The organism is Pelomicrobium sp. G1 (assembly GCF_051905455.1).
GTDB lineage: Bacteria > Pseudomonadota > Gammaproteobacteria > Burkholderiales > UBA6910 > Pelomicrobium.
Window position 1 is genome coordinate 1 of sequence record NZ_JBQACR010000529.1, and the last position, 243, is coordinate 243.

The 243-nt window shown below is 68.7% G+C and carries 1 pseudogene; it reads left to right on the forward strand.

The window, feature by feature from the left end:
• Positions 1-243, forward strand: a pseudogene (locus ACTFO6_RS19510) (4-alpha-glucanotransferase); the annotation flags it as partial.

Here is a 243-nt window from a genome sequence, read left to right on the forward strand (position 1 = left end):
GCCCAGGCGCTAGTGGCCGTGAGCACCCATGATCTGCCGACGTTGAAAAGCCTCTGGCTCGGCCACGACCTGGATCTGCGGGCAAACCTGCACCTCTATCCCAATGAGGAGGTGCGGGCCCGGCAGCTCGTGGAGCGCTCCCAGGACCGAGCCCGGCTGCTGTGGGCACTGGAGCGAGAGGAGCTGCTGCCCGCCGGCGTGAGCCACCATCCCATCTCGGCGCCCGAGATGACCCCCGAGCTC